The sequence below is a fragment of the Pseudomonas sp. 3JA genome, assembly GCF_036961705.1.
In the GTDB taxonomy this organism is placed as follows: Bacteria; Pseudomonadota; Gammaproteobacteria; order Pseudomonadales; family Pseudomonadaceae; genus Aquipseudomonas; species Aquipseudomonas fluorescens_Q.
This window is the reverse complement of record NZ_JBAMDJ010000046.1, coordinates 14589-37496: the sequence shown is the minus strand read 5'-3', so window position 1 is coordinate 37496 and position 22908 is coordinate 14589. Positions and strand designations below refer to the sequence as shown.

At 61.8% G+C, this 22908-nt stretch carries 21 protein-coding genes; 7 read left to right on the top strand and 14 right to left on the bottom strand.

Annotation, left to right across the window (positions count from 1 at the left end; genetic code table 11):
- Nucleotides 1-69: 69 nt before the first annotated feature.
- A complete protein-coding gene (locus V7773_RS26230) occupies nt 70-2316 on the bottom strand; it encodes a DNA internalization-related competence protein ComEC/Rec2 (protein ID WP_336076038.1) in 2247 nt (748 codons plus the stop codon).
- 144 nt (nt 2317-2460) lie between these two features.
- Here V7773_RS26230 and V7773_RS26225 point away from each other — a divergent pair, with 144 nt between their 5' ends.
- Nucleotides 2461-2976: a DUF2062 domain-containing protein gene (locus tag V7773_RS26225; RefSeq protein WP_092150130.1), complete on the top strand. Its 516-nt coding sequence runs from the start codon at nt 2461-2463 to the stop codon at nt 2974-2976.
- 292 nt (nt 2977-3268) lie between these two features.
- Here V7773_RS26225 and V7773_RS26220 read toward each other — a convergent pair whose 3' ends face one another.
- The 4 genes from V7773_RS26220 to V7773_RS26205 form a co-directional block, all read right to left on the bottom strand.
- A complete protein-coding gene (locus V7773_RS26220) occupies nt 3269-4048 on the bottom strand; it encodes an ABC transporter permease (RefSeq protein ID WP_053124195.1) in 780 nt (259 codons plus the stop codon).
- A 2-nt stretch (nt 4049-4050) separates the two neighbouring features.
- Complete coding sequence (locus V7773_RS26215) at nt 4051-4983, bottom strand: ABC transporter ATP-binding protein (RefSeq protein WP_336076035.1); 933 nt, start codon at nt 4981-4983, stop codon at nt 4051-4053.
- A 136-nt stretch (nt 4984-5119) separates the two neighbouring features.
- A complete protein-coding gene (locus V7773_RS26210; RefSeq protein WP_092224742.1) occupies nt 5120-5743 on the bottom strand; it encodes a glutathione S-transferase family protein in 624 nt (207 codons plus the stop codon).
- 45 nt (nt 5744-5788) lie between these two features.
- Nucleotides 5789-6448 carry a transglutaminase-like domain-containing protein gene (locus V7773_RS26205; RefSeq protein WP_336076032.1) on the bottom strand — a complete coding sequence of 220 codons (660 nt, stop codon included), beginning with the start codon at nt 6446-6448 and terminating at the stop codon, nt 5789-5791.
- Between the two features lie 402 nt (nt 6449-6850).
- On the opposite strand from V7773_RS26205, the gene V7773_RS26200 reads away from it, so the two are divergent.
- Together V7773_RS26200 and V7773_RS26195 are read left to right on the top strand one after the other, a co-directional pair.
- A complete protein-coding gene (locus V7773_RS26200) occupies nt 6851-9298 on the top strand; it encodes an acyl-CoA dehydrogenase (protein WP_092349058.1) in 2448 nt (815 codons plus the stop codon).
- A 231-nt stretch (nt 9299-9529) separates the two neighbouring features.
- A complete protein-coding gene (locus V7773_RS26195) occupies nt 9530-9937 on the top strand; it encodes a PA2817 family protein (RefSeq protein ID WP_003204309.1) in 408 nt (135 codons plus the stop codon).
- 101 nt (nt 9938-10038) lie between these two features.
- Here V7773_RS26195 and V7773_RS26190 read toward each other — a convergent pair whose 3' ends face one another.
- Nucleotides 10039-11037 carry a LysR family transcriptional regulator gene (locus V7773_RS26190; RefSeq protein ID WP_336076030.1) on the bottom strand — a complete coding sequence of 333 codons (999 nt, stop codon included), beginning with the start codon at nt 11035-11037 and terminating at the stop codon, nt 10039-10041.
- 90 nt (nt 11038-11127) lie between these two features.
- On the opposite strand from V7773_RS26190, the gene V7773_RS26185 reads away from it, so the two are divergent.
- From V7773_RS26185 to V7773_RS26170, 4 genes are all read left to right on the top strand, one after another.
- Nucleotides 11128-11754: an alanyl-tRNA editing protein gene (locus tag V7773_RS26185; protein ID WP_336076028.1), complete on the top strand. Its 627-nt coding sequence runs from the start codon at nt 11128-11130 to the stop codon at nt 11752-11754.
- Between the two features lie 478 nt (nt 11755-12232).
- Nucleotides 12233-13456, top strand: coding sequence for a type II and III secretion system protein family protein (locus tag V7773_RS26180; protein WP_063324894.1), 1224 nt, complete (start codon nt 12233-12235; stop codon nt 13454-13456).
- A gap of 56 nt (nt 13457-13512) precedes the next feature.
- Complete coding sequence (locus V7773_RS26175; protein ID WP_092150202.1) at nt 13513-14226, top strand: tetratricopeptide repeat protein; 714 nt, start codon at nt 13513-13515, stop codon at nt 14224-14226.
- Between the two features lie 22 nt (nt 14227-14248).
- Nucleotides 14249-14518, top strand: a complete 270-nt coding sequence (locus V7773_RS26170; RefSeq protein ID WP_336076026.1) for a DUF3613 domain-containing protein — start codon at nt 14249-14251, stop codon at nt 14516-14518.
- A gap of 568 nt (nt 14519-15086) precedes the next feature.
- On the opposite strand, the gene V7773_RS26165 is transcribed toward V7773_RS26170, so the two are convergent.
- The 8 genes from V7773_RS26165 to cpaB all read right to left on the bottom strand — a co-directional run bounded on the left by V7773_RS26165 (nt 15087) and on the right by cpaB (nt 22904).
- Nucleotides 15087-16052: a type II secretion system F family protein gene (locus tag V7773_RS26165; RefSeq protein WP_063324892.1), complete on the bottom strand. Its 966-nt coding sequence runs from the start codon at nt 16050-16052 to the stop codon at nt 15087-15089.
- Between the two features lie 27 nt (nt 16053-16079).
- Nucleotides 16080-17066 (bottom strand): type II secretion system F family protein, encoded by a 987-nt coding sequence (locus V7773_RS26160; RefSeq protein ID WP_063324891.1) that lies wholly within the window; start codon nt 17064-17066, stop codon nt 16080-16082.
- Entirely contained in the window at nt 17063-18505 is a 1443-nt protein-coding gene (locus V7773_RS26155) for a CpaF family protein (protein ID WP_336076024.1), read from the bottom strand. Before V7773_RS26155 ends, V7773_RS26160 begins: the two co-directional genes overlap by 4 nt.
- Before the next feature lie 3 nt (nt 18506-18508).
- Nucleotides 18509-19729: an AAA family ATPase gene (locus tag V7773_RS26150; RefSeq protein ID WP_092224726.1), complete on the bottom strand. Its 1221-nt coding sequence runs from the start codon at nt 19727-19729 to the stop codon at nt 18509-18511.
- Complete coding sequence (locus V7773_RS26145) at nt 19723-20217, bottom strand: TadE family protein (protein WP_336076022.1); 495 nt, start codon at nt 20215-20217, stop codon at nt 19723-19725. The genes V7773_RS26150 and V7773_RS26145 overlap by 7 nt, the downstream gene beginning before the upstream one ends.
- A complete protein-coding gene (locus V7773_RS26140; RefSeq protein WP_063324887.1) occupies nt 20217-20696 on the bottom strand; it encodes a TadE/TadG family type IV pilus assembly protein in 480 nt (159 codons plus the stop codon). Before V7773_RS26140 ends, V7773_RS26145 begins: the two co-directional genes overlap by 1 nt.
- A gap of 8 nt (nt 20697-20704) precedes the next feature.
- Nucleotides 20705-22021 (bottom strand): TadE/TadG family type IV pilus assembly protein, encoded by a 1317-nt coding sequence (locus V7773_RS26135; RefSeq protein WP_336076020.1) that lies wholly within the window; start codon nt 22019-22021, stop codon nt 20705-20707.
- A gap of 70 nt (nt 22022-22091) precedes the next feature.
- Nucleotides 22092-22904: a Flp pilus assembly protein CpaB gene (gene cpaB, locus V7773_RS26130; protein WP_092462573.1), complete on the bottom strand. Its 813-nt coding sequence runs from the start codon at nt 22902-22904 to the stop codon at nt 22092-22094.
- Nucleotides 22905-22908: the final 4 nt, after the last annotated feature.

The following is a 22908-nucleotide window of genomic DNA, read 5'->3' as shown; positions in this document are numbered from 1 at the left end:
CCACTTTATCACACCGACTCGCCTTGCAGACCCGCCCCACCGATAAGCGCATCAGCCGATTGCGCTGGATCAATATTGCCCCGGTGCCCCGACTGCTGGCGGATCACGCCAGTATCGGCGATGCCCGGCCTCGGTGCGCGGTAGCTCGAAAGCGCCCAGTTGCAGACGAATGGCGCCCTGCTCGGCACTGTCGTATATCGTCAGGCCCGAGCGCCGATACCGGGCCATCACCTGGGGATGAGGGTGGCCGAACGCGTTGCCCTGCCCTCGGGAGATCAATACCGAATGCGGCTTGAGACGCGACAGCAACGCCATCGACGACGAACTGCGGCTACCGTGGTGCGGCGCGGCCAGCCACTGGATCGGCACCGCCAGGGCTTCGTCGAGCAAGGCGCGCTCGGCATGCGTGTCGATATCGCCGGTCAACAGCAGGCGCTCACCACCGGCCTCCACCAGCAAGACGCAGGACTTCTGGTTGCTCTCGACAGCAGAGGCCCACCGCCACAGTTCGAACCCGACCCCGTCCCATTCCCAGCGCCTGCCACTGTCGCAAGGCCCGGCCAGCAGCTCGGCGGGGAGCGCGTCGGGATCGCCGCTGATCACCTCCAGCGTCGGCAGCCCCTTGCGCACGGCGCGGGCACCGCCAGCGTGATCGGCGTCGGCGTGGCTGAGCAACATCAAGTCCAAGCTGCGCACACCCAGTTTGCGCAAGGTCGGCAGTACGACCCGCTCGCCCGCGTCAGCCTCGCCAAAGCGCGGTCCGGCGTCGTAAAGCAGGGTGTGCCGCCGGGTCCGCACCAGCACCGCCAGCCCTTGGCCCACGTCCAGTTGCCAGATCTCGGCGTGCCCTTGCGGCAGGTGTTCTTGCGGTGGAAAGACCATCAGCAACACCATCGGCCAGCCCAGTACACGTTGCGGCACACCTTTGGGCAACAGCAGCAAAAAAGCACCGAGGACGGCGATAGCCAAGGCCCAGGGCGGGACCGCAGCAGGGACCCAGGCCGGCATCCGTCCGGCAACCAGCGTCAGCCCCTTGAACAGCAGATCCAGCAGCCCGCCGGCGATCCACAGCAGGCCTTCGCCCATGAACGGCACCGGCAACAATGCAGTGCCAAGCAGCGCTGGCGGCAATACCAACAGGCTGATCCAGGGCACCGCGAGCAAGTTCACCAACGGCCCGCTGAGGCTGACCGGCAAGCCCACGATCAACAACAACGGACACAGGCCAAGCGCAACCAGCCACTGGGCACGGGTCCAGGTTTGCCACCAGCGCCAGGGCCCCAGGCGGGCGCCAAAGGTGAACATCAATATGGCCACGGCTGCAAACGACAACCAGAACCCTGGCCGCAAGCTGGCAAGCGGGTCGAACACCAGCACCCCGACGAAGGCCAGCAGCCATGCCCACCACGGATCTGGCTGCTTGAAACGCAAGCGCCACAGCAACACCAGGCCAATCATCGCGCAGGCCCGCCGCACCGGCACCTCGAAGCCGGCGAGCAAGCCGTAGCCCAGGGCGGCGCAAAAGGCCAGCGCACAGGCCCAAGGCAACCACGCCAGCCCCGCCGGCCACAGGCCATAACGCGCCGCTCCGGCCACCAACAGGTACACCAGGCCGGCAAGCAGGCCGATGTGCTGCCCGGAGATCACCAGCAAGTGGACGGTGCCGGTGTCTTGCAGCACCTGCCAATCCTCGCGACTCAGCCCGCCGCCGTCGCCCAGGACCAAGGCCGCCAGCGCGCCGGAGCGGCCATGGGCGTCAACCTGTGCCAACGCCTGGCGCACCTCGTCACGCCAGGCACCCCGGGCCGCGTGCAGGAGATGCCCGTCCTTGACGGTACCGGTCGCACCAACGCCGCGGCTCAACAACCAGGCGGCATAGTCGAAGCCGTGCGGGTTCAACAACCCGGCGGGCCGCTTGAGCTTTACTGCCAATCGCCATCGTTCGCCGCTGTTTACAGGCGGCCCCCCGAACCAGGCGAGGCGCATCGCCGTCGGTAGACGGGTACGGCGCGAATGCACATCGGCCAGTTCGAAGCGCACCACGCCTTCGCCCTGTTGCGGCAAGCCGACCACTCGTCCCTCGACCCAGCGGGTTTCGCCGTCGAGCGCGATGGGTAACCGATCGTCCAGCGCAAACTGCGCCGACAGGCAGGCCCAGGCCAGCCCGAACAGGAAAAAACCCAGAGGGTAGGTTCGAAACGGCAATGCCATCAGCGCCAGCACCGGCATGACTGCAATCAGCCATAACGGCGGCAATGCCGGCAAAAAAATCGGGGCCAACAACCCCAGTGCAAGCGCGACTAACCCTGTGCGCATAACCCGTCCTTGAGAGTGCCCTCTTCAGGCATAGACGGTCCACGGCACCGCTGGCGTTATCAATTGTCACAAAGTCTGAATCTGCCAGCCGTAGAATCCAGACATACTTGCGGCCTTACTGCGTTGAACCGACCGAGAAGCCTTATGCCCCGGCGCCTATTCAAACGTTACATGCCAGACCCAGAGAGCATTCGGGAACATAAGTCCTTACGTTTTCTCGGCACGCTGCTGCACGATCCCAACCTTTGGCACCTCAATCGGCACTCTGTCGCCCGGGCGATGGCTGTTGGCCTGTTTGCCGCGTTCTTGCCAATCCCGCTGCAGATGTTGCTGGCCGCCGCATTGGCCGTCACGGTGCGCGGCAATATGCCGATTGCGGTGAGCCTGGTGTGGCTGACCAATCCGATCACCATGCCGGCGGTGTTTTTCTGCACCTATCAGACCGGCGCCTGGCTGATGGACGTGCCCGCCCGGACGCTGCCCGATGAGCTGACCTGGGAATGGATCAGTGGCCAGTTGTCCACCTTGTGGCAGCCGTTCCTGCTCGGTTCGGTGGTGACCGGCCTGGTACTCGGCGCCCTCGCCTACTTCGTCACCATGAGTTACTGGCGCTGGTGGGTGGCCCGACAGTGGCGGCGGCGCAAGAAAAGCCGGATGTGAGACGCAAAAAGGCCTCCCGGGAAGGGTCATGCTGTTCACTTAAAGCAATCGACAAACCCGTGGCGAGGGAGCTTGCTCCCGCTGGGCCGCGAAGCGGCCCCAAACCTGCCGAATGTGGAGTATCAGACACACCGCACCCGCCGATTTACGACTGCTTCGCAGCCGAGCGGGAGCAAGCTCCCTCGCCACAGGTCCACCATTTTCTTGACTGAACCGCTTTGTCTGGGAATGGAGGCCTTCCTTATGGTGTTTCGACTGACGCCATCGCGAGCAAGCTCGCTCCCACAAGGGTTTAGGTACGCATCCCGCGCCCGCTGACCAACAACCGCGCGCAACCGATGTAAAGCACCACGGTCGCCACCAGCATGAAGGTGATCGCGATGCTGATCTTGATGTCCGACACCCCGAGAATGCCATAGCGAAAGGCGTTGACCATGTGCAGCACCGGGTTGGCCAGGGACACGGTCTGCCAGAACGGCGGCAGCAGGGAGATCGAGTAGAACACCCCGCCCAGGTAAGTCAGCGGCGTGAGCACGAACGTCGGGATGATGGAGATGTCATCGAAGTTGCGCGCAAACACGGCATTGATGAAACCCAGCAGTGAAAAGATCGTGGCCGTGAGCACCACCACCAATACCGTCACGCCCAGGTGATGCACCTGCAAATCGGTAAAGAACAACGACAGCAGGGTCACGATCAGGCCCACCGCCAGGCCGCGCAGGACACCGCCCAAGGTGTAGCCGATGAGGATCGTATGGGGCGACACCGGCGAGACCATCAACTCTTCGATCGAACGCTGGAACTTGCTGCCGAAGAAACTCGACACCACGTTGCCGTAGGAGTTGGTGATCACCGACATCATGATCAGCCCCGGCACGATGTAGTCCATGTACGTGAAGCCACCCATGTCGCCGATCTGCCGGCCGATCAGGTTACCGAAGATCACGAAGTACAGGACCATGGTGATGGCCGGTGGCAGCAGCGTCTGTGGCCAGATTCGCATGAAACGCCGGACTTCGCGGTAAACGATGGTATTGAGGGCGATGAGGTTGGGGCGCAGTTCGGAACTCATGCTCATACCGCCACCTTCGCCAGATTTTTCTCCACCAGGGACACGAACAACTCCTCGAGGCGATTGGTTTTGTTGCGCAGGCTCAGCACTTCAATGTTTTGCAGGGCCAGTTGGGTGAACAGCCCGGTGATGCCCACGGCTTTGTCTACCTGGACTTCCAGGGTGTGGCTGTCTACCAGGCGGGCCGGATAACCCATGAGTTGGGGCGCCGTCGTCAGGTCATTTTTCAGGTCCAGCAGGAAGGTTTCCACATGCAGTTGGCTGAGCAACTGGCGCATGCTGGTGTTCTCGACGATGGTGCCGTGGTCGATGATGCCGATGTTGCGGCACAACTGCTCAGCCTCTTCCAGGTAATGGGTGGTGAGGATGATGGTGATGCCTTTCTGGTTCAGCTCGGTGAGGAAGGTCCACATCGAACGACGCAGTTCGATGTCCACGCCGGCAGTCGGTTCGTCGAGGATCAGCAGGCGCGGCTCATGCACCAGTGCGCGGGCAATCATCAGGCGACGCTTCATGCCGCCGGACAGTGAACGGGACGGCACGTCGCGTTTATCCCACAGGCCCAGTTGGGTCAGGTACTGCTCGGCGCGCTCGTTGGCGATCTTCGGCGGAATGCCGTAGTAACCGGCTTGGGTCACGACGATGTCGAAGGTCTTTTCGAACTGGTTGAAGTTGAATTCCTGGGGCACCACGCCAATGCAGCGCTTGAGGGCTGCGGGCTCGCGATCCAGGTCATGACCGAACACGTTCACCGTGCCGCTGGTCTTGTTCACCAAGGTGGAAAGAATGCCGATGGTGGTGGATTTGCCGGCACCGTTCGGGCCGAGCAAGGCGAAAAAGTCACCTTCGGCGACGTCCAGATCGATACCACTCAAGGCCTGGAAACCGTTGCCGTAGGTTTTGGTTAGCTGCCGGATGGACAGAGCGGAACTCATATCGGATTACGCACCAAGAAGGGAGGGAAGAAAAGACTAGATAAGGGCGGGCGGCGAGCAATGCAACCACGGCGCACGAAGGCAATGGTGCTTGGCGTCGCCGCACAAGTACAGTCAAGTGTGTCGATAGTAAGTATTAAGTCAACGCGGTCATGACAGCTTTGCGGTAGGCCGGACGCTGCTGCAATCGCGCGTACCAGGCCTGCACGGCAGGTAGCTCGGCGCGCTGGATGGGCATCTCGAACCATGCATAAATGAAACTGCCCAGGGGAATGTCGCCCATGCCGATTTCATCACCCGACAGGTAGGGCTGCTCACTCAAGATGCGCTCGACCATGGCCAGCAAATCGTCGCACTCCTTGATCGCCGCGTTGATGGCCGTCCAATCCTGTTGCTCGGCCGGGGTGCGCAAGACGCCCCAGAACACCGTGCGAAACGGTGCGGCAAAACTGGAGGTGGTCCAATCCATCCATTTTTCAGCCTGGGCCCGTGCCTGTACGTCAGCGGGATACCAGGCCGAACCCGACGCATGGCGAGCAGCCAGGTAACGCACAATCGTGTTGGACTCCCAAAGCACGAAGCCGTCGTCCTCGATCATCGGCACCCGACCATTGGGGTTTTTCGCACGGTACTCGGGCGTATCCACCACACCGAATGCCCCGCCCGCATCAATGGCCTCGTAGGCCAGCCCCAACTCTTCTGCGCACCACAACGCCTTGCGCACATTCGATGAATTTTTCCGGCCCCATATCTTCAGCATCACGGCGTCCCTCGATGGATAAATGCCGCAGCAGCATACGCCGGATCAGACACGACTCAAATCACCCCGCATGTCGCCAAGCAAGCGCGGCACCTGCGCGCCGAACAGGTGCGGGTAGCATTTTTCTAGGTGCTCGAAGAAGAACGCTTCGGGCACATCGACGAACTGGCCGTGGTCGGTGATGTACTCCATCAGCTTTGCCCCTTGCCGATTGAACGGGTGGAACACGCTGTCGTGGCGACCGTCGAACTCCAGCGGGGCCACGTCGAACAACTCGCACAGCCCCTGGTTGAATGCCGGCGTGGCCTTGACCCAGCGGTCGTTCAGGTACAGCTCGGTATAACCGTGCATGGCGAACACGTCGCTCCTGAGCAATTCCAGCAAGCGCGGCGTAGACAGGTGATTGCGCACATCCGCCAGGCCGATGCGCGCCGGGATGCCGCAATGCCGGGCGCAACCAGCCAGCAAGGTGGCCTTGGGCACGCAATAGCTTTCGCCTGCAGCCAGCGCGTAACTGCCACGCAGGGTCGCCGGGTCGCGACTGAAGGTGTAGGGGTTGTAGCGCACCGCCTCGCGCACGGCGTAATACAGGCTGACCGCCTGGGCCTGCGGATCGCGATCGGTGCCGCGGTGGGTTTCGGTAAAGTCGATGACCGCGGGGTGATCGCTGTCGATGAAGCGGCCGGGGTTCAGGTATTGCTGCATATAAGGAAAGACCTCTCGAGAAACATCACCGCAGGTAATGCCGAACCAGGTCCTTGTGGCGAGGGAGCTTGCTCCCGCTCGGTTGCGCAGCAACCGTAAACGCTGGGGGCCGCTACGCAGCCCAGCGGGAGCAAGCTCCCTCGCCACAACAGTGGTTGGCGAACTGGCATCGGGAACCACGAGTTTATCCACCGCCCCGGCCCAGCGATAACGGCATTCCGGCCAAACAATGGCGTTTTCTCACCTTGTTAACGAACGATTTCCCACGGCTGTTGCCAACCAGACTGGCGCAATGCACCCAGGGTTTCCCACGAAATCAATCACATCGCGCTGACCGCCGGTTTTGCAGATGCCGTCTAAGCTCTGAAGGTCGGTTTTGCCTTGGTTCACGGAGGATTACATATGCTGTTGTTGTGGATACTGGTCCTGGTCGTCGGGATCGCCTGGCTGGCGCATCGGCGCACCGACCCGCTGCCCGCGCTGGGTATCGTCGCGGTCTATCTGTTGGCCATGGGCATTTTCAGCCATGCGCCCGGCTGGCTGCTGCTGATCCTCTGGGTGGCACTCGCAGCCGTCGCGGCCCCGCTGCTGCTACCGGACCTGCGCCGCCGGTACTTCAGTGCGCCGATGTTCGATTGGTTCCAGAAAACCCTGCCGCCCATGTCCGAGACCGAGCGCGACGCCATCGACGCCGGCACGGTGTGGTGGGACGGCGAACTGTTCAGCGGCCGCCCGGACTGGGACTTGCTGCTGGCCTACCCCAAGGTGCAACTCACCGAGGAGGAGCAGGCGTTCCTCGACGGCCCCACCGAAGCCCTCTGCGCAATGGTCAGCGACTGGCAGATCGGCCAGGCCATGGACCTGCCGCCTGAAGCCTGGGCCCATATCAAGGAGCACGGGTTCTTCGCGTTGATCATTCCCAAGGAATACGGCGGCAAGGGGTTCTCCGCCTATGCCCACTCCCAGGTGGCAATGAAACTGGCCACGCGCAGCGGCGACCTGGCCTCCACCGTGATGGTCCCCAATTCCCTCGGCCCGGCGGAACTGCTGCTGCACTACGGCACTGATGAGCAACGCGACCATTACCTGCCGCGACTGGCCCGTGGCGACGACATTCCCTGCTTCGCCCTGACCGGGCCGCTGGCCGGCTCCGACGCCGGGGCGATGCCCGACACCGGCGTCATCTGCAAGGGTGAATGGGAAGGCCAGGAAACATTAGGCCTGCGCCTGAACTGGGAAAAGCGCTACATCACCCTCGGTCCGGTAGCCACCCTCCTGGGCCTGGCCTTCAAGGCGTATGACCCCGACCACCTGCTGGGTGAGCAAGAAGACCTGGGCATCAGCCTCGCCTTGATTCCCACCGACACTCCTGGCGTGCATATCGGCCGCCGTCACCTGCCCCTTGGCGCCGCGTTCATGAACGGGCCGAACTGGGGCAAGGACGTGTTCATCCCGCTGGACTTCCTCATTGGCGGCCAGGACATGCTCGGCAAGGGCTGGATGATGCTGATGAACTGCCTGTCGGTCGGACGCTCGATTTCCCTGCCGGCGGTGGGCACCGGTGCTGCGAAGTTCACCAGCCTGGTAACGGGCCAGTACGCCCAGGTGCGCGAGCAATTCAACGTACCGTTGTCGGCGTTCGAAGGTATCCAGGAAGCCATGGCGCGCATCGGTGGCAACGCCTGGATGATGGATGCCGCACGCATGCTGACCGCCAACGCCGTGGACCTGGGGGAAAAGCCTTCGGTGCTGTCGGCCATTCTCAAGTACCACCTGACCGAACGCGGCCGCGAGTGCATCAGCCACGCCATGGACGTGCATGGCGGCAAGGGCATCATCATGGGCCCGAACAATTACCTGGGTCGCAGTTGGCAAGGTGCGCCGATCTTCATCACGGTCGAAGGCGCGAACATCCTGTCGCGCAACCTGATGATCTTTGGCCAGGGCGCCATTCGCTGCCATCCGTTCGTGCTCAAGGAAATGGCCCTGGCAAGCCGCGAGGACAAGGACCAGGCACTGGTCGAGTTCGACGCCTTATTGCTCAAGCACATTGGTTTTGCCGTGAGTAACGCCGCCAGCACCCTGGTGCTCAACCTCGGCCTGGGGCATTTCGAGAAGGCCCCCGGCAATGCCTTGAGCCAGGGTTATTTTCGCGCCCTCAACCGGCAGGCGGCGGCGTTCGCCCTGCTGGCGGACCTGAGCATGATGCTGCTGGGGGGGGAACTCAAACGCCGGGAACGCTTGTCGGCCCGCCTGGGCGACGTATTGAGCAACCTGTACCTGGCCTCCGCAGCGCTCAAGCGCTATCACGACCTGGACTCGCCGGACCACATGACACCGCTGTTCACCTGGGCCATGGAGGAAAGCCTGGGCCAGTCGGAGCGTGCGCTGGATGAACTGCTGAGCAACTTCCCGAACCGGGTGCTGGGTTGCCTGTTGCGCCTGGTGGTGTTCCCCTTCGGTCGGCGTCACAAGGGCCCGAGCGACAGGCTCGACGCCGAGGTGGCGGCGGTCATCGGCCGGCCCAAGGGTGATCCAACCCTCGAAGAGTTGCTGCAGGGCTGCTATCGCCCGCAATCGATCGACGACCCGGTGGGTGCCCTGCAACACGCTGCCGACCTGCTGGCCGCCGCTCATCCACTGCACAAGAAACTCCACGTCGCGCTCAAGCAGGGTCAGCTCAACCCAGCGCCGGGTGAACCCCTCATCGACGCAGCCCTGGAAGCGGGTGTGCTGCAAGCCGGTGAAGCGCAGACCTTGCGCGCGGCCGAGGCGGCGCGGCGCAAGGTCATCGACGTGGATGATTTCGACAAGGAGCAATTGACACTCGCCGAAGCCAAAGTGCGCTAAGCGGACAGCGTTTCAACCCCGGTGCCAAGGGGTTGTACCTTCGTGGCGAGGGAGCTTGCTCCCGCTCGGTTGCGCAGCAACCGCAAAAGCCGGGAGCCGCTACGCAGCCCAGCGGGAGCAGCTCCCTCGACACGAAGGCGGACTCTCATCAGCCCGATCCGCTCAAGCGTATGAAACTGCGCGCAGGCCCTTTATACTCCTGCGCCCGTTTTGCTCTTGAGGACTTATCTCGTGTCCAATGTCGTTGCCGATCACCTTGTCTTGCTTGACCACTTGCGCAGCATTCTGGTCGCCGTGGGTGAGGCCGAACAGGTGCCCGAAGAAAGCCACGCCCTGTTTCTGGAGCGCTTCGACGAGTTGCGCGCGCAACTGCCCGTCGACCCGATCGAAAGCCAGTACCTGGGCCAGGACCTCCTGTGCCAAGTGATCGTCCGTTATCCACAAATCGCCCACCTGGTGCCTCGCGACCTGCTCTGGTACTTCGCCGGCGACTGCCTGCACTACATGCCCGACGAAGAAATCGCCCTGTACCAGGCCCTGGAGGAGCGTCGTTTCGAAGCCGAGCAAAACGACGAGCCTTTCGACTGGAACCAGGAAAAGCAATTGCTGGCGATGTCGGACCAGGACAGCAAGCATTGATTGCGATCCGTCATGAAAGGCCCGCACGGTTAACCCTGCGGGCCTTTTTTATAGTATCGACCAGGCGGTCGCCATCGCGAGCAGGCTCGCGATGGGGCCGGTCAAAACAACCCATCACTCTCAGGCAACTCATAACCCGTCGCGACCTTGCTGGAACCACTCCCGCCGCCCACCGTGCTCAAAGTCGGTTCCTTCTCCAGACACGCCACTAGATAATCAATGAACACCCGCAACTTGGGCGGCAGGTAGCGGGTCGGTGAATGCAGCAACCACAAGCCACCGTGGTAGGAAGCCAGGAACGTCCAGTCGGCCAATACCTGTACGATCAAGCCTTGCTCCAAGGCATGACGGGCGGTGAAGTACGGCAGGCTGCCAATGCCGATGTGCTGCAAGACGGCCCCCAACCGCACGCCCGTGTGATTGGCCGCGTAGCGTCCGCGCACGCTGACGGTAACGGACTTGCTGCCTTTCTTGAATTTCCAGCGTGCATCGTTCGGGGTTGCCCCCAGGTAAATGCAGCTGTGCTCCAACAGGTCATGAGGATGCGTGGGCATACCGTGTTCAGCCAGGTACTGCGGCGTGGCGCAGAGCAGGTGATCAATGGTCAGCAACTGACGCCCCACCAGCCCGACCGGAGGTTGATCGGTAATCCGGATGGCCAGGTCGACATGATCATCGATCAGGTCAACCTGCCGATCCTCCAGGAACAGCTCCACATCGACCTTCGGATAACGACGCAAGAATTCGGGCATGTGCGGATGAATCACGAAACGCCCCACTGCCTTGGGTACGCTGATGCGGATGCGACCTTCAGCCTCCTGAGTGAACTGCCCGCTGATTTCCATCACCGACCGAGCGGCGGCGACCATTTCCTGACAGCGCTTGAACACCTCTTCCCCACCATCGCTCAAACGCAACTTGCGGGTGGTGCGTTGCAACAAACGGGTCGCCAGGGCTTTCTCCAAGCGAGAAATACTGCGGCTGATGGCCGACGGTGATGAACCTGACTGGCGGGCCGCCTCGGAGAAACTGCCGGTCTCCACGACCTTGACGAAGATGGCCATTTCGGCCAGCAACGGCAACGGTAGATTTGTGCTCATGGCGCAACAGTCCTTTGAAATTTGAACGGATTATCACCCTTTTACGCCCTACCTATAATCCCGTCACAATTTCTGATGTGGATATGGCACATGACGCTTCGCCTCTTTTTCCATAGCGATGACCTCAAGGCCAACGTGGAAGTCCTGGATTGCAGCCCCCGGGAACATGAGTTTGCCGTGGTGCTGCACGCCACGCTGTTCCATCCCCAGGGTGGTGGTCAGCCCTGCGACACCGGATGGATCGGCGAAAGCCAGGTGCTACGCGTGGTCCAGGAAGGGCCACAGATCGTCCATTACGTCGACAGTCCGGTGGCCTTGGGCACAGTTGCGATCCGCGTGGATGCGCAGCGTCGACAGTTGAATGCGCGCCTGCACTCGGCTGGGCATCTGATCGGCCATTTCGCCGAGACCCGCGGCTGGACGCCGATCAAGGCCCATCACTGGCCCGGTGAAAGCCGTGTACAGTTCCAGCCAAGGGAAAATCCCCAGGAACTGGACATCTCGATGATCCAGCAAGGCATCGACGAATGGATTGCCAACGACTTGCCGCGCCTGATCACGTTACGCGAAGGCCTGCGCGAAGTCGGTTTCGGTGAACTGCCCGCCTACGGTTGCGGCGGCACTCACGTGCAGCACCTGCAGGAACTGGGAACAGTCACCATCGCCTCGCTTTCGCAAAAGAAAGGAATCCTGTCAGTGCATTACCACGTGGCCTGATATCCGCCAGCCCCTGCGACCAGCAATGGCTCGCAGGTCTCGCCTCCCCCGTCAGACCTGGCTCCTGCAAATCCCCTTCACAGCACAAAAAGACAGATTATTGACGCCCATTTGCGCGAACTCTTCCCTTCCGTCACTTTTTAGTCATTTTTTTATTTAAGGCGTGGCGCTTTGCCATGCTTGAACTACCGTCAAACAGAAGCGATGACAGGGTCGGCAAAACGCTCCCTGAAGCGAACTGATCGACACCGTCGTCGCCTTCGAAAATCCCGGAGCTCCCGGGTACCGAAAAGTCGTTTGCAAGCAGCCTGTCGTTCAGTCAGGCCGGTGAAATGCGCCCGTTTGTTGGTAAGCGACGAGGCCTGAAACCGGAATCAATGAACGGTCAGGTTAGATGGAAAGGGGTAGCCCGGGCCTCTTAAGTGATCCGAGGCAAATAGACAAGCCTAGGGATGGCCTCTTCATCGAGGATCACTTCATGACCCATCGTACTGCTCCCGTTCTAAAACATTTCCTTCATGGCCTGTTCTGGATGGGTCTTGGCTTGGATGCGGCCCAGGCCGCAGCGGCAAATTGTTCGCAACTGGACAATTTGCCGGCAACCTTCGAGGTCGGCCAAGGGCTCCAGAGCGAACTGCGCATTCTCGCCCCCGTGACGAAGTTGGCAGTCGGCGACCCGAAAATTGCCGATGTGCAGCCCAGTGGCAGCGATGCCTTTATTCTCACGGGCCTGGCACCCGGCGCCACCAGCCTGATGGTCTGGACCGACTGTTCGAAGATACCGCGCCAGAGCATGATCTTTGTCAAAGGCCGGGCCACCGAGGCGCTGACCGGCGCTGCGAGCATACCGTCCGAAGATCCGATGCTGCTCGCCCAGGTGCAGACCGACATTCGTTTCGTTGAAGTCAGCCGGACCAAACTCAAGGAAGCCTCGACGTCAATTTTTGGCAGCCGTGGCAACTTCCTGTTCGGCTCGCCGAGAACCTTGCCCACTGTCGGCGGTATTGTCCGGCCTTCATTGCCGGTCAATAACGACATGTTCAACCTGTCCTTTGCCACCGGTAAGACCCTGTTGATGATCAACGCACTGGAAGGCAGCGGTTTCGCCTATACCCTGGCGCGGCCGAGCCTGGTGGCCCTCAGCGGGCAGAGTGCGAGCTTCCTGGCCGGCGGCGAAGTGCCGATCCCGGTGCCCAGTGCCGGTAGCGACAACGTGTCCATCGAGTACAAGGAATTCGGCATTCGCCTGACCCTGACCCCCACCGTCATCGGCAAGAATCGCATCGCACTGAAGGTGGCTCCGGAAGTCAGTGAGCTGGACTTCACCAACGCGGTGAACATCGCCGGGACCCTGGTGCCAGCACTCACGGTACGTCGTACCGACACCAGCATCGCCTTGGCCGATGGCGAAAGCTTCGTCATCAGCGGCCTGATCAGCACCCGCAACAGCTCCCAGGTGAACAAGTTTCCAGGGCTGGGCGATGTGCCGATTCTCGGCGCGTTCTTTCGTGACAACGCCATCAACCGCGAAGAGCGCGAACTGCTGATGATCGTCACGCCGCACCTGGTCCAACCGTTGGCCGCCGACGCGCAACTGCCAACATTGCCGGGCGAACAACTGCGCAATTACGACCCGAATTTCTACCGTATGTACTTCCTCGAACATGGCGAGTTCGACAACCGCAGCGGGCTTTCCCAATGAGCCGGCGCCTGGTGTGCAACGCGTACGACGTCCAACGGTTCGCCAAGGGGTATTCCATGAAAACAGTGATCGCATTAGCGGCGTCCTTGATGCTTGCCGGTTGTGCCAGCAGCGGCGTGGTGGCTTCACGCGCGACCGATTGCGCCAAGCCCGGAGCCGACCAGGAACTGGCCTTGAACATGGCCGAAGACATGGCCAACGAAGGTCGTTTGTACGCCAGCCTGGCGAACCTCGAACGCTTGCCCGAGGACTTGGTCCAGGTCCGCCTGCGCAAGGCTCGGGTGCTGCGCCTGATGGGCCGCAACGAGGCCGAACCGTTGTACAAAAGCCTGCTCGGGACATGCCTGGCCGCAGACGGTGAACATGGCCTTGGTCAATTGGCAGTCGCCAAAAATGACAATGCAGCCGCTACGCAATACCTCGAACGCGCAGCGAAAATGGCCCCGACCGAAGGCAAGATCCGCAACGACCTGGGTGTCGTCTACCTCAACCAACGACGCATTTCAGAAGCCCGCTTCGAGTTCATGACCGCCATGGAGCTCCAACAGTCCGACACGCTGGCTGCGCTCAACATGGTGACCCTGCTGATCTACCAGGACAACTGGAAGCAGGCCGCCGAGCTCGCGAACATGGCCAAGCTGAGCCCCCAGCAAGTGGCAGATGCCCAAGCCCGTGCGGAAAAAATCAGGGGTTCGGCCACAAACACAATGACGTCACCCGCCAACCGCCCCACCGAGATCGTCGATGCCTCAACTGGCGCGGTCAAGTAGAGCGTTACGAGGAGTTCAAGAAATGATGACCAAACAATTGATGATCGCATGCATGGTGAGCCTGTCCAGCAGCGCCTGGGCCATTGACCCAGGCCCCTCTTCGGCCGCACAGCAAGGCACCGAGAGCTGGATGCAACTGCAGATTCGCGGTGTGGTGGCCTCCACCAACCTGCAAACCGCCTCGGCCGCCGAGCGCGAGATGGCCATGCAGCGTTGGCTCAACAGCTTCAACTACCCGATCCCGGAATTCTTTGACCAGGACTCGGCAGGAGAAATCACCAGTAGCAAATGAACCACGCAGAAAACGAAAAGATCGCAGCCCTCGACAGCGCCTACATTGATCCGATGTAGGAACTGCCGAGGGCTGCGGTCTTTTGGTCTTTCCTGCATGAACCGAACGCGCTTGGCAGAGGCTATGGCTTTATCTGGCCGGGCGTGATTTTTGGCTTTTTGGGTGTTCGAGCGGGTATCAGCATTCAGGCCATAACCCTTGTGGCGAGGGAGCTTGCTCCCGCTGGATCGCGCAGCGGCCCCTGGCTTTTGGGCGTCTGCTGCGCAGCCGAGCGGGAGCAAGCTCCCTCGCCACGGTTACCGGCTTCGGCCTGACACTCCATGTACCGCATGCCCCAACAGCGCGGTTCGACGTTTAGCTAAATCTCGCGGCCACAGGGGCGGGGTATTGGCTGGAAGGATCGAGTGACGACAGATAGGTGACTGTCAGAAAAATCTGTGGGAGCGAGCTTGCTCGCGATAGCGGACCGACATTCAACACCGTCATTGACTGTCAAGCCACTATCGCGAGCAAGCTCGCTCCCACAATGGGCCTGTGGTGAACACAAGGCTCATGGACACTCACCGATCTACATATTCCCGAAGGCCCTGAACACGCCGATCATGGCCGGGCCGATGGCAACCAGGAAGAAGCTCGGCCACAGGCAGAAGATCAGCGGGAAGATCAGCTTGGTGCCAATCTTGGCCCCCATCTCTTCCGCGGCCTGGGTGCGCCGGTCGCGAAACTCATCGGCGTAGATCCGCAGGGTATCGGCCACGCTGGTGCCGAAACGAATGCTCTGCGCCAGCAGGCTGACCAAACCCTGGATATCCTCCAGGCCGGTGCGCACGGCCAGTTGCTTGAGGGCCTCGGTGCTGGTGATGCCCGCCCGGATCTGCGCATTGACCAGCGCCAGTTCCTCGGCCAGTTCGACCTGGCTGACTGACATCTCTTCGGCCACCCGCTCGATCGTCGTGGGCAGGGCCAGGCCCGACTCGACGCAAACCACCATCAGGTCCAAGGCGTCCGGGAACGCGGCGCGCAGCCGGCCTTGCCGTGCCTGCTTGCGTTTACCGACGTAGATCGCCGGCAGCAACCAACCGATACCCGCGATGAGGGTGACCGCCAGCAGACCAATGGCCACTGAAACCTTGACCATCGGCAGCAGCAACAACGCAATGCCGACCAGCAACAACGGCAACATCAGGCGCACCGCCCAATACATCTGCACCGCCGAGGCAGAGCGGTAACCGGCATGGGTCAGCAAGGTCTGGGTGGCGGACGTGTGGGCCTGGTCGGTGGAAGCAAAGCGTTGGCCGATCCGTTCCAGCAAGAGTTGCAGGTTACCCGGCGCCTCCTGCCCCGTCGTGCTTCCAGCGTAACCGCGCTTGATCAACGCCAGGCGCCGCTGCACCGGATCCTGCAAGCCCAGCATCAATAGCAGGAGCGCGACGGCCGCCAGCACCGTGCTGAGGCCAATCGCGGCGATGAACAACAGGCGCGCCAGTTCTTCGTTACCGGTAAACCGACTCAACAATCCGAGCAAAAAGTCCATGACTGAAACCTCTTGGCGCAACAGCGCTTAAACCTGGATCCGGATGATCTTCTTTATCCAGAAAATCCCGATCAACATGGCGCAGAATGCGCCGATGATCAGCTTGTGCCCTATGGGGTCATTGATCAGCACCGGCATGTAGCTGGGGCTGGTGAGCACGATGGCGATCGCCAGCACGAACGGGATCGCCACCAGCACCCAGGCCGACATGCGCCCTTCCGCCGACAACGTCTTGATCTTGCGCTGGAACCGGAAACGCCCGCGAATCAGGCGGCTCAAGCGCTCCAGCACTTCGGTCAGGTTGCCGCCAGTCTCGCGGTGGATGAGGATCGAAGTCACCAGCATCATCACCGTCATGCTCGGCATCCGCTCCAGCAGGCCGAGCATGGCCCGGCGCACGTCGTTGCCGTAGTTGATATCGGAAAAGGTCATACCGAACTCCTGGGCGACCGGCCCTTTGTGCTCCTCGGCGACCAGACGCAGGGTTTCGTTGAACGGATGCCCGGCGCGCAAGGCCCGGCACATGGCGTCCAGCGCATCCGGCAAACCTTCCTCGAACGCGGCGAAACGCTTGTTGCGGTCACGCAGGATTTTCAACACCGGCACCCAGGTCAACGCAAATGCCGCCAGCAGCGCCAGCCACCAGACGGGCGAGACCATCAGTACCAAGGCACCGGCCGCCGCCCCCAGGACCAGCCCCAGCAGCATGACCCGATAGGCCCGGTATTCATGACCGGACTGCTCGATCAGTTGGGTCAGGTTGGCCATGAATGGCAGCTGTTCCAGGCGGGCTTCCAAGGGTGACAGGCGCGTCAGGTATTTCTGCCGCAACACGGTCTGCATGTTGGGCAAGTGGTTGGCCTTCTCCAGCACATGCAAGCGCCCGCGAATACGCTTGCGCATCTTGCCGGCTTCACCGAATACCGGCACCACCACGCCCTGGGACAGCAGGAATACGGCGATGAACACCATGCCGAGGAAAATCAGAATGAACTCACTGGGGATATTGCTCATGACGTCCGGCCCTCCATCCACTCAGGGCGAAACAGGATCAGTGGCAGCTCGATGCCGCGCTTGGCCAGCACATCGCGGAATGCCGGGATCATGCCACTGGGCCGATACTCCCCAAGCACCTCGCCGTGCTCACCGATGCCCTGGCGCACGAAGGAGAAAATTTCGGTCATGGTGATGATCTCTCCTTCCATCCCATTGATCTCTTGCATGCTCACCACGCGTCGCTTGCCGTCTTCTTGACGCTCCAGTTGGATCACCACATCGATGGCCGAGGCAATTTGTTGACGCATGGCCTTGATCGGAAACGTCGCCCCGGTCATCGACACCATGTTCTCGATTCGACCTAATGCGTCCCGTGCGGTGTTGGCGTGAATGGTGGTCAGCGAACCGTCGTGGCCGGTGTTCATCGCCGTGAGCATGTCCATCGCCTCGGCGCCACGCACCTCGCCGATGACAATGCGGTCCGGACGCATCCGCAAGCTGTTGCGCACCAATTCCCGCTGGCTCACCTCGCCACGTCCCTCGATGTTCGACGGCCGGGTTTCCAGGCGTACCACGTGAGGTTGCTGCAGTTGCAACTCGGCCGAATCCTCGATGGTGACGATGCGTTCGTTATGGGGAATGAAACTCGACAGCACGTTGAGCATGGTGGTCTTGCCGCTGCCGGTCCCGCCGGAGATCAGCACGTTCAGGCGCCCGCGAACAATGGCCTTGAGCAGCAAGGCAATGGCCGGGGTCATGGTGCCGACCTGGATCAGGCTGTCGGTGTTGAGCAGATCCACGGCGAAGCGCCGGATCGACATGCTTGGACCGTCGATGGCCAGCGGTGGAATGATTGCGTTGACCCGCGAACCGTCCTTGAGCCGGGCGTCCACCAACGGCGAGGACTCGTCGATGCGCCGCCCCAGGCTGGAAACGATGCGGTCGATGATGTTCAGCAGATGCTGGTCGTCGCGAAAACGCACGTCGGTGCGTTGCAGCTTGCCGAAGCGTTCGACGTAGACCGAAGCAAACCCGTTGACCAGGATGTCGGACACGCTATGGTCGGCCAACAGCGGTTCCAGTGGCCCGAGACCGAGCACTTCATCGGTGATCTGCTTGATGATCAGTTGCCGGCTGACGGTACTCACCGGCGCCGAATGTTCCTCGAGCAGACGCTGGCAAATTTCGCGTATCTGCCGCGCGGCCTCGGCTTGCTCAAGGGTATCGAGCAACGACAGGTCCATGACCTTGAGCAGTTGCTGGTAGATCTTTTCCCGCCATTCGGCCTCCACCGGGGTCACCTGGCTGCGGGTTTCATACAGCACGTCGGGGATGGCCTGTTCCCAGGCCATCAAGGCGTCCGTCGGGTCCGGCAAGCCGTCCTCGGGCTGGGTGCCCGCTGAGGCGCCGGATTTGGAAGGTTGTTTGCGCAAGCGGTTACGAAAGTCGCTGATCATGGGTCATCCCCCGAAAAAACGGTTGAAGGCACGTTTAAGCAAGCCCTTGTCCGTGGACATCTGGTGACCGACCAGGTCTTCGGTCAAATCGCGCAGGGCGGCGGTGATGGCCGCCTTCGGCGCATGCAGCCCCAACGGCACGCCAGTGTTCTGACTCTGGCTGACCAGGTTGAAGTCATTGGGCAATTTCGACAGGTTCGTGCAACGCAGGGCCTCGCCGATGTCCTTGAGGCTGACGGCGGCGTTTTTGTCATAGCGATTGATCACGATCTGCAACTGATCCCCGCGCACGCCCAGGTCTTCACGCAGGATCCGCACCAGGGCGCTGGCATCGCGCAGGTGGCTGACGCTCTGTTGCACCACCACGTACACCCGGTCCACCTGCTCCAGCACCGAGCCGGTGAGGTGGTCGATCTGCCGCGGCAGGTCCACCACCACCCAGTCATAGCTGGTACGGGCCAGTTGCAACAGGGCATCGAGCTGTTCGGGTTGGGCGTCCTGGGGCAGGCACAACTCGCCGGCCCGGCCACCGAGCACATGCAGGGTCGGGCTGAAGTGGCTGCAAAAACCCCGCAGCGCGACGCTGTCCATGTCATCGATCTGCTGCAGCACTTCCAGATGGCTGTGGGACTGCGCTACGTCCAGGTAATGGGTCACGCTGCCAAATTGCAGGTCCATGTCCAGCAACAGCGTATTGCCGGCCCGGGCGCTGAGTTGTTGGGCCAGGTTGCACGCCACCAGGGTTCCGCCGGAACCGCCCTTGGCGCTGATCACCGCGATCAGCTTCCCTTCATTGCCGTTGCCGAGGCGGACTTCCGTCACCAGGCGATTCAGGGCCGCCACCAACTCTGTATCGGCGATGGGTTCGGGCAGCACGTCCCGGGCGCCGGCCTGCATCGCCAGGCGCATGCCCTCCTGCTCACCCAAGGGACCACACACCAGCATCGGCGGACGTTCATGGGCCGGACGTTGCAGCAAGGCTGACAATTCTTCGCGCCACAGGTGGCTGACGCGTAGCAGCAACAGGTCGGGCATGCGGTCCAGGCCGTAGAGCGGGTCGACATGCCCGTTGCTGACCAGGCGCGTACTCACCTCAAGGCCAGGCATACGCTGGCAGACGCATTGCAGGTCACGCAGGGCCGTGGCATCGCGGCTGCTGATCAGTATCCGCAGCCCGGCTCTGCCAGTCGCGGTCGAAAGCGGAGTTTCCCTGGTATTCAGCATGGTGTGATCTCCCCGGAATCGGAATGACGCCCAAGGCTTTCGCGTGGCAAGGTTGCCCTGAACGCGGGCAAGGTAATGGGCACGCCTAAGCCGGGAATGAACAGGTTGAAAACGAAGTTCTCCACGCTCAAGCGAACGTAGCGAATGGCACGGAAACCGTTGGCGCCGGAGGTGTCGGCTGGGTTCGCCACGACGGCTCCGTTGACATCCAGGTAGGTCAGCGCCAGGTTCGAGGTCGCCAGGCTGGTGATCAGTTGACTGGTGCCGGCGTCCGTCGCGGCGTTGAAGATGGCCCGACGCAACACCACCGGGTCGCTGACATTACACACCGCTGCCAGGCGCGCACCGCGCCGCGCGGCTTCATCCAGCGCATTGACCGTGAAGTACAGCCGGCCCATTTCCACCACGCCGAACAGCAGGATGAACACCAGCAAGCCCACGAAGGAAAACTCCACGATGTAAGTGCCGCGCATGTGTTTGTGATTCATCACAGCGCCCTCATGACAGTGGTTGCGACCAACTGGATCCCCAGCGGAATGGCATTGCCGAAAAATCCTGGAATCGAACCGGTGCAGTTACCCGCACCAATCACCGGACAGAAGGGGTAGGTAATGGTGACGCGCACATGATCGATGCCCTCGGCGGCGACCTGAACGTGAGCCGTGGTCAACCCTGACACCACGGCGGTGCCGGTAGCACTGGGCACGCCATACACCGCGACGTTTTTTGTCTGGGTCAGCAACGTGTTGTTCAGCGTGATGCCGCCCAGGGTGGTATTCCACGCCTGGCTGGCGACGAAACGGTCGGCATCGCGACTGGCCTGCAATAGCACGTTGTATTGGTAGAGCATGCGGCCGAACTCGCCGAAGGCCAGCAGCAGCAACAGCAGCAACGGCAGCACCAGGGTGAACTCCACCAGCGCTACGCCTTGCTGGGCTTGTGCGGGTTTGAAATGAGAAAGTCCCATGACGCCTCCTACGAGTCGGTGCTCGGCGTGCCGCTGCCGTTGAGATAGGTTTTGTAGAGCTGGATGATCTGCGGGCCGGAATCGGTGGAGGGCGTAGGACCGGGCACGTTGTCGCCTTCGCACTCCTGGACGAACTGGCCGAAGATAATGGACTCCGAACCACCGCCGTCCACCGGCTGCACGACGAAATAGCAGCCGAACCCCAAGACTGGAATCGACGTCGATCCGCTCAGCTTCCCGGCGCAATCACCGATCACGATTTTCAACATCCGGCGCTCGAAAACCCCGTTGCTTTCACAACCGCTGCCACCCCCAGCCACACAGGCGGCGACCTGGGCCCGCCAGTCGTTGTAGTCCTGTATCGCCTCGCCGCCCGCCGAAAGATCGCCGTTGCTCGAATTGATGGATTGGCCTTTGTATTGCGCCTGGGAGAGCGCATCGTTGTAGGTGATCGCCGGGGTGCCTGAGGACGTGACCAGGTCCGGCGGGTAGTCCGAAGAACTGACGGGGCCGTTGTAGATACCGAAGCGCGTGTTCAAGCCTTGGGAAGTAGGACCGGCTTTATTACCTGGCGCAGTCTGGACGTTGTCGCCGACACTGCGGCAAACCGAGCCACCGCCGGCCAGATCCTCGCGAACTGCGCTGCCGCCTGAGCCGAAATCCAGCAATTGGAAGTTGCCCGGGCCGATGGGTGATGTGTTCCCCGCCGCCGTTTTCAAGACTTCCAGATCGCCAAACTGATACCCCCAGAAGTTGCCGGCGGCCGGGTCGTATTGAGTGGGATCGCCACAGACCATCAACGGCGCCAGATCACACGGAGAGGTGGGGCTGGGCCCCGCGGTGGCAATCGCCGCCACGCGCTTGTTGCCCAAGCCGGCGCTGCCCATCGTTTGCACGAAGCTCCAGAAAAAACCGTTCAATTGATAACTGGCCACCGACACCCGTACGTATTTGGCATCGGTAGGCCCTGGATAGGAGAACGGGCCGTAGACGCTGCTGGACAGTTCCACCACGGCAAACGCCCCCGGGTTGCCAGCAACGGCGGTTGCCAGTTCGGTGTTGCCGGCGGCGTTGGCGTTTCTGTCAAGCGTGTCCAGGGCCGCCGCGCGAGTGGTGCTGGCCATGTTGATGCTGCCACTCACCTGGCTCAGGGTCTTGGCCCCGCCCAGGGCGGCGGCATCCACCGCATTTTGCAGACGCGTCTTGTTCAGCAGCATGTGCCCGCCATCCAGGGCCAACGCCGCCATCATGGAAATCGCTACCAACGCGATCACCATCAGTACACTCACCGCCCCTCCCTGGCGCCGGATATTGGCATTCATCATCGAGCCCTCATACAACGTTTGAGGATCGGCATCGCCACGGTCCACAAGGGCCTGGCATGGAGGGTGTTACTCAGCGGACATTGATCACACTGCTTTCAGTTCCGCGGATCAGCGTGATCGCCCCGCCTTGCGGCTTGGCACTGCGCTGTACCACAGGTTTTGGCAGTGGAGCGGCCATCGCCACGACTGGCGCCGGGGCTGGCGGTGCAACGGCCACGGCCTTTTTCTCCAGGTTCAACGGGTTGCGCAAGGCCAATTGCAACTTGCCCTCGGTCTGCGCAGTGACCAGCAATTCCGCTTCGGTGGCCGACATTTCCAACGTCACAGCACGCACCACTACGGGTTGGGTCTTGTCCGTGCCTGCGGTCTGGTCCACGGCCAGTACCCGCAGGTTTTCCAGGAGGGTCCGGGACGTCGCACTGTTGCTGCCGGCACTGGTGGTCTTGGTCGCCAAGACATCGACCCGGTTGCCCGGCAAGAGGAAGCCACCCACGCCGACCACATCATCCACCCTTACCGAAATGGCGCGTTTGTCCGGTGCGATCAGCGAAGCCAGGGTGCTGCCACCCAGGTGCTCACTCAACCGCGCGCCCCGCACGATGTCGCCACGCAGGATGTCGAAGGTGGCGATCTTGCCTACGGCCTGTTCGCTGGAATCGAAGGCGTCGTCCGGGATCGTGTCCATGGGCATGCGCACGGTGGTGACCTGCTGGGCCTCGACCATTTGCCCGAAGGGGATTTCCACCGTGGCGACCACCACGCTTCGCAAGTGGTCATCGGGGGTCGCATTGAGTCGTGCGCTCAGCCAGGAGTCGGCCATCCATGCGGCACCAAGGCCCATTACCAGGGAAACGCCTATCAGGGGAAGCGTACGAGAGCTCATGTCG